We start from the raw sequence: 6,353 nt of genomic DNA, 5'->3' as shown, positions 1-6,353 counted from the left end.
AACTTAATTGAAATCTTATGGAAGTTTATGAAATATGAATGGATAGAGATAGAGGCTTATCGGGACTGGAAAAGTTTAGTAAAGTATGTCAAAAATGTGCTAAAAAAAGTCGGAACCGAATATGTAATTAATTTTGCTTAAGCACTTATAGACGAGAATTGCAATTTATTATTTGATGTTATGCAAGATTGAATACCAGAATTTTGTGTTTATAATAAAGTTGAGAATTGATGCAGTTCAAGGACAAAAACAATACTTGTTAAGGTCATTAACAAGTATTATCCTATCCAGGAAAATGTTTTGTTTTTCAGATAATGTTTTAATTGTGCCAAGCGATCGCATCCTTTCCCTCTAACTCCACTTTTCCAAAATAGAAGCAGCACGGAAAGCGATCGCTCCTATGTTAGTCAGGGTAATTAGTCCTACAGCAATACTTAATCAACATATTCCTGCTGGTTTTATTGAGCAGTTGTTTTGATTAAGTTGAGACTATAGTCATACAAGTATAGAAACAGTTTTGAGCATGACTACACAAACCTGTCCCATTTGCCATGCTGAGGTGACTCCTTCTCTTAGATACCCGGAATACATTTGTAGTGACTGTCGCAGTAAAGCGACAGATATTAATGGCAGAAAACTGCATTTTTACAATAGTTCCATGTCAGGTGGATACATCGCATATTATGCAGACAGCAACGACGAAGAAGAATACAAAAGCCACTTCTGCTATATAGATGGAATCAAATGCAGAGCTGACGAAGGAAGGGTTGGGGGTATAGTGATTGAAGTATATTCAGGCTAAGAACCTAATTGCAAAAATCACCGCCTCATACCTTTTCCTTCTGTGGCGATGTAATGCCGCGCTTAGTCAAATTTTCTTCAAGTTCTCTAATGAATTCAAAGTCATCCTCCGGCAACGGCTGACTTCCACCCCCTAAGAAACCCTCACCGATAGAAGACTTCTTCTTCAGGAAGGTGAACGCCCGCCGGAACTGATCGGGAGTTGCCTCAATCGGCGCATCAAAGTGGCAGGGAATAATTCGCTGGAAATTCCAGCTTGCCACCTCGTCCGCCCAATCAAGGACTGCTTGAGGCGCTTGGGTGAAAATGAACGATTGCAGAATCGGTGCCACGAACGGGCGACCACCCCCTCGCAGCGCCTCAAAGGACTGCTGCCACTGAGCCTTCCATTTAAAGGGAAACCAACCAAAATACGCCTTCTTTGACCGATCCGGTGCTTTCAGGGCATCGCGCAAAGCCTGCCCCTGCCCGCTCATTTCTAAGGCGCTGGGACGGAGGTACAAAGCAAACAGCGCAATGCGCTGCCATCCCTTGCGACGATTCGCCTCAGTATCTTCAACCCGCTCCAAGGCGCTGTCTCTGGCGTGGAACAGCAAGGGATACGGGTCAACTTGGACAATCTCTGGCGGAGACTCTGGCACGGAAAGTACCGAATCTGTCAGCAGCAGTGTGCGCGATCGCTTGTGCAATAAAGCCACTTCTTCAAAGGACCCTCGCCCCAGGTCGATGCTCAGCACTGCATAATTAAAGTCCTCAGCAAAGGGCGCATCCTTGCTATTCTCCGGAAGTACGTGAGTGCGTTTGCTAGGGAAACCAAGCCAACTCAACGGCAGATTCACCGGAAAGCTCCATTGGTTCTCAGTCACAAACACCTGTGCTACAGGAAAGCGTCTGGCGAACGGACCCACGAAAACCTTGTGTTCTAAGCCAGAAGCAGTTGGCAGGATGATGTACTTAACATCGCCGTATTTCGCCTCTAACTCCTGAACCAGCCGGATACACTCTTTGGTCGCTGCAACTGGGGCATAGACGAGAAGACCTCCTTCAGAGAGCTTAACGACGGTCATGCGAATCGGTACGACAGTGTAGAGGATGCCCTGCATCTGGTCAAAAGTCCAGATCGTGTCCTTCACAACTTCTTTGCGGAGTGTCCGCCGCCGACTGTATGGGTAGAGTGGCACAGCCAGCCAAAAAGGCCATGACCAGTCTCCAGGTTTGATACTCAAACTATCTTGCCCCTGCCCAAACGATGCCTTCAATAGGTGTGTCTGGTGCGCTTTTTTTAGCGGTTCTATCCACTCCACGACCCCTTCCCCTTCTTCATGAATGCTGACGCCCGTGTTTGTCGAATTTCTAGCTGCTGGAGGAAAGCAAACTTTTGAGTCAATAACTTATTTTTATCTAAAATCTAGACCCGCATGACAATTAGACTTTAAACAAACGCTCGTTTTCTACCCTATTAGGATCAATCTTTCCCAGATAAAGCAGACCTAACCCCCTCACAAGGGTAGGTTTTTTAGAGGATCAAGGAGGGGGAAAGTGGAGGAGTGGGAGAAAGCCGATTTTTCCGTTGATGATTCATCCCCTTGCCCCCTTTGCCCTTAAAAAAGGTTTACAGCAAATTACCCCGACGTTGCCACCGTGAGGACAACAACGCGGCTGTCTACATTGAGAACTTGGACTCCTGGGAATAAAGTAGTCATCGGCACCTTCCAATGGGAGTGACCGCAAATGACTAACAACTCGTTCGCTGTGGCAAGTTCAGCGCGAATTGACTGATTTCCGATGAGTTTCGCGTCTGGATCGTTGGGACCTTCGTGCAAAATTAGGATATCTGGTAACTCCTTGAGCAGTTGGCGAATAGCTTGATGAAAATCCTTTTCTGAACGACGCCAAAGTTTAGTCGGTTTGCCGATAATCCCTGAGATACCAGCAATGCGGAATCCATCAACCACAGCGATTTCACCATCTAAGTAGCGGATACCTCGCCCTTTTTTAAAGGTTTGAATTTCCTCTGGCGTGTTTCCCAAGATGTCATGGTTTCCTGCAACTCCAGCAACCCAGCGAAAACGACGACTGAAAGATTGCCAGACTTCGCGGACATCTCCCTCACCCCCACGCTTATCGCTTCGTGCGTAAAGATCGCCTGCCAAGATAATGCCTGTTTTCTGTGGGGATGGAATCCGTCCCAGGTTCGCTAAAGTTTCTAATTCTTCCGCGACACGATGACCGAGAAGGCGTCCATCTGTGGGATTGATACCCTGTAAATCACTAGCGATGATGATGGCGTCTAAGCCAGGTGGAAGTGAGTCAGCTTCTGCCGATAAAATCGGTAAAACTTGCTCAACCACCTGGAGATGACCTGCCGCAGCAGCAGTAATAAAGGGGATTTCATGAATGGGTTGGTCGGAAATAGAAGCAATCCGCATAGGGCTTAAGGGTAGCGTTTGCCTTGAAAAGACGTTGTCATCTTGACGCCAGTTCAACTGCGAAATTGCTGCTATTCCTGGCACTGACCAATTGGGAGCAAGATGTAGGTTTATATCAAACCTACATTATTTAAACGTTTTATAAAAGCAGGGCGTCTACTGTATTGCTCCTGAATTTGGTTTAGGCGTGTCCGAAAAGCTAGCTTTTGGTTTTTATGGAGTGCTAAATCTTGGCAGCTTTAAAAGTAACTTCATCGCCTCATCATAAGCTTGCGCCTGAGAACTTTCTAGCAGCCGTTTGACATCTTTCTAAGCATCGGCTTCCCGTTTAGCTAACGCCTCTAACGCTTTGATATGTCTTACCTCGGCTTCTTGCCTTTGCCTAATCGTTTCCTATTTCTCTTGTTCTTCTGCCGCTTCAAATAACTGCTTGATAGGCCTTTGTGGCTGGCTTCCGAGTTAAGCCACAAGAATTAGTTCAGATAATTTATTGTTAATTTTAAGGGAAAGATTCGCTTCTTCTTGAGCAAGCCGCAGCAAAAAGATAATAGATGATGCGATCGCTATCGCTGCATCAACACGTTCAATATCCTGTTCGTGTACAAGATATTGAGTGAGGTGCTGGGAAATCGCTACAGATTGACGCCGATCGCGCGATCGCTCAATCCCCTGCATTTAAACCAAAAATAGCGGATCGACCCTTAGCGGAACTCCTAGCGCCAGATGAACGGGTGACGGTGGTTTCAACCAGCAGGGACAAGATGCAAGTTGACGGGACAAGGCTACAAATCCAATTGAAATCCTTGACTCCGCCCAAATTCGCAGTCCTTTATCAGATTAGATGGAATTGCTCTAGGGATATTTGAGCTTTTGCGCGGAAAATCTCCACCCTTATTTTTTATATTATTAAAGAATATTCGGAAACTTTTTTATAGTTTTGTCAATCTAAACAGGGCATGACTTTGGGAATTTATCAGCGGCTGGTCTTAAACTTGGTGAGTCCGACAATGTTAAGATACCCAAAGTTTGTCATCGTTCTGTTTTCAGCCCCCCAATAGGGTTATTTTATGGTATCTTCTGGAACTGCTCGACGCCTCGGTTTTACCTGCCTTGCTGGCCTACCTTTGACAGTGTCTTTGGCTCTGCTACAACCCGTGCAGGCTCAGAACCAAATGCCTGCTTTACCAGAAGACACCAGTCAAACACAACCAGACTTAACCGATCCCAACAATCTGCGCCCGATCGATCCGGACAGTGGCTTATTAAGTATGGCAGGAGGGAACCGTTTGCTGAGTGAGGCAGATAGTGCTGTATCTTCGCAAAACTATACTCTAGCCGCCAAGAAGCTCCAAGAGGCTCGTCAGGTTTTCAACCAGTTGTCCAATTTTTATCAACAACTGGGTTCTAGTTTTTCGGGAATTGATAATCGAGTTTACGAGAGCCAACGCCGCAAGGCTGTAGAAGCTGCTCAACTTCGAGATCGGGCAACTTATCAGCTAGCGCTGGTACATCGCGCGCAAAATCAGCCAGATTTGGCAGTACCTTTGTTAATACAGATTGTTCGCAGTCAGCAGCCGACACGGGATCTCGGCAAGAAAGCTTATCAGCAGCTGCTAGAAATTGGATTTATCGATTCTCCTGATTCTGCACCGGCTAATTCTTCGAGCGATCGCTCCAATTCATCTTCCTCTGCACCTAAACGGTAGATTAGAATTAGCAACTTGAAGTGATACGGGAGTTTAAATGGTTAGCCCAGATCAGGTAGAGGCGATGATCAAAGCCAAAATGCCAGATGCCCAGATTCAAGTTCAGGATCTGACTGGCGGTGGCGACCATTACCAAGTGACAGTGGTTTCGTCGCAGTTTGAAGGCAAAAGGCTTGTACAACAGCACCAACTGGTTTACGGTGCAGTGCAGCAAGCGATGGCTACAGAAGCGATTCATGCTCTAGCACTGAAAACCTATACTCCCCAAGATTGGGAGGCTGCTACCAAGCGAGGTTGAACCTGAATAAAAATTGCGTTCTCGCGCACTGGCATTACACTAGAAAATAGAGGCATTCCAAGCAGAACTATGACGCCAGAACTAAAAGAGCGGATTGACAGCTTGCTCAAAGAGCATAAGATTGTGGTCTTTATGAAGGGCAATAAGCTGATGCCCCAGTGTGGTTTTTCTAACAATGTGGTACAAATTCTGAATACTTTGGGCGTACCCTACCACACGATTGATATTTTGGACGACTGGGAAATCCGGCAGGGAATTAAGGAATATTCTAATTGGCCTACCATTCCCCAAGTTTACGTTGATGGTCAGTTTGTTGGCGGCTCAGACATTCTGATTGAACTGTATCAAAAGGGCGAATTGCAGGAAATGGTTGAAGTTGCCTTAGCTTCCTAAAGCTTTGGGATACGAACTGAAAATTCCCTCCTGGTTCTTCAAATTAAGAATCCAGGAGGGAATTTTTACTGGGTTTAGGATAACTTGCGACTAAATTTAAAAGCTCATTCAAAAGCTGTGCAGCCTAAATCATCCTAAATAAAATTATTGACTGGACTAGGACGTAAACGATACTAAGGGCGATCGCTCTTTTTTCAAATTTTTCCTTATCGGCTGTATAAAAATTCCGAAGCTGCTGAACGTCAAAGATAAACAGCACCCGGAAGATCGCTGTTGTCTACCCAAACCCGATCCCTGTGGGCAATTTAACCACATTATCCACAGGCAACGATGGCAAGGCTGATGCTGATAGCCTCAGCTTGACCAAAGCAGCTAACCCGAACTAATAATAGTCCGATTTAGGTTGAGTCTGGGTCATGTCAAAGTTGGATGGATCGTAAATGTAACGGGTAACTTCTTCTTCTAAGCGGTGGATGAGAAAGGGTTCCAGAACGTTAGAATGACGCATAGCTGCGAGATAGCCATCTAAAAACAGCCGCAAATCATCGAAACGATAACCCCGATTCCACATTTCGACGAGGGCGTCGGTGAGTCTTTGGTAGTAGCGGATGGTTTGAGAGTCCTGTAGCATGGTCGGAAGTATCAGGTTTGAATTAGAAGTATAAGGGGTGAAGTCGCAAGAAGGAAACTTTCGCTCTAAGCGGTTAGTTTTGATTCTGGCAACTC

Annotated in this window: 7 protein-coding genes and 1 pseudogene; 4 read left to right on the top strand and 4 right to left on the bottom strand. The window is 45.8% G+C overall.

The window, feature by feature from the left end; translation table 11 throughout:
- A pseudogene (locus NC997_RS11510) lies at positions 1–141 on the top strand (IS630 family transposase); the annotation flags it as partial.
- Between the two features lie 686 nt (positions 142–827).
- On the opposite strand, the gene NC997_RS11505 reads toward NC997_RS11510, so the two are convergent.
- The 3 genes from NC997_RS11505 to NC997_RS11495 form a co-directional block, all read right to left on the bottom strand.
- Positions 828–2,060, bottom strand: a complete 1,233-nt coding sequence (locus NC997_RS11505; protein WP_199306025.1) for a DUF4336 domain-containing protein — start codon at positions 2,058–2,060, stop codon at positions 828–830.
- 363 nt (positions 2,061–2,423) lie between these two features.
- Complete coding sequence (locus tag NC997_RS11500) at positions 2,424–3,287, bottom strand: metallophosphoesterase (RefSeq protein WP_242031233.1); 864 nt, start codon at positions 3,285–3,287, stop codon at positions 2,424–2,426.
- Between the two features lie 402 nt (positions 3,288–3,689).
- Complete coding sequence (locus tag NC997_RS11495) at positions 3,690–3,905, bottom strand: hypothetical protein (protein WP_190524715.1); 216 nt, start codon at positions 3,903–3,905, stop codon at positions 3,690–3,692.
- Positions 3,906–4,297: 392 nt separating this feature from the next.
- Between NC997_RS11495 and NC997_RS11490 the strand changes: the two genes are divergently transcribed.
- The 3 genes from NC997_RS11490 (at position 4,298) to grxD (ending at position 5,627) form a co-directional block, all read left to right on the top strand.
- Entirely contained in the window at positions 4,298–4,936 is a 639-nt protein-coding gene (locus NC997_RS11490; RefSeq protein ID WP_199292123.1) for a hypothetical protein, read from the top strand.
- Between the two features lie 37 nt (positions 4,937–4,973).
- A complete protein-coding gene (locus NC997_RS11485) occupies positions 4,974–5,234 on the top strand; it encodes a BolA family transcriptional regulator (RefSeq protein ID WP_190415578.1) in 261 nt (86 codons plus the stop codon).
- 69 nt (positions 5,235–5,303) lie between these two features.
- Positions 5,304–5,627, top strand: coding sequence for a Grx4 family monothiol glutaredoxin (gene grxD, locus NC997_RS11480; RefSeq protein ID WP_190415580.1), 324 nt, complete (start codon positions 5,304–5,306; stop codon positions 5,625–5,627).
- Between the two features lie 382 nt (positions 5,628–6,009).
- Here grxD and NC997_RS11475 read toward each other — a convergent pair whose 3' ends face one another.
- A complete protein-coding gene (locus NC997_RS11475; protein ID WP_190415582.1) occupies positions 6,010–6,258 on the bottom strand; it encodes a DUF6761 family protein in 249 nt (82 codons plus the stop codon).
- Positions 6,259–6,353: the final 95 nt, after the last annotated feature.

The sequence above is a fragment of the Trichocoleus sp. DQ-A2 genome (assembly GCF_039961915.1).
In the GTDB taxonomy this organism is placed as follows: Bacteria; Cyanobacteriota; Cyanobacteriia; order Cyanobacteriales; family FACHB-T130; genus FACHB-T130.
This window is presented reverse-complemented; position numbering and strand designations above follow the sequence as displayed.

Bases quoted from the DNA above. Each gene is read 5' to 3' on its own strand.
- grxD (WP_190415580.1), top strand. From the start codon at position 5,304: ATGACGCCAGAACTAAAAGAGCGGATTGACAGCTTGCTCAAAGAGCAT.
- NC997_RS11485 (WP_190415578.1), top strand. From the start codon at position 4,974: ATGGTTAGCCCAGATCAGGTAGAGGCGATGATCAAAGCCAAAATGCCA.
- NC997_RS11490 (WP_199292123.1), top strand. From the start codon at position 4,298: ATGGTATCTTCTGGAACTGCTCGACGCCTCGGTTTTACCTGCCTTGCT.
- NC997_RS11495 (WP_190524715.1), bottom strand. From the start codon at position 3,905: ATGCAGGGGATTGAGCGATCGCGCGATCGGCGTCAATCTGTAGCGATT.
- NC997_RS11475 (WP_190415582.1), bottom strand. From the start codon at position 6,258: ATGCTACAGGACTCTCAAACCATCCGCTACTACCAAAGACTCACCGAC.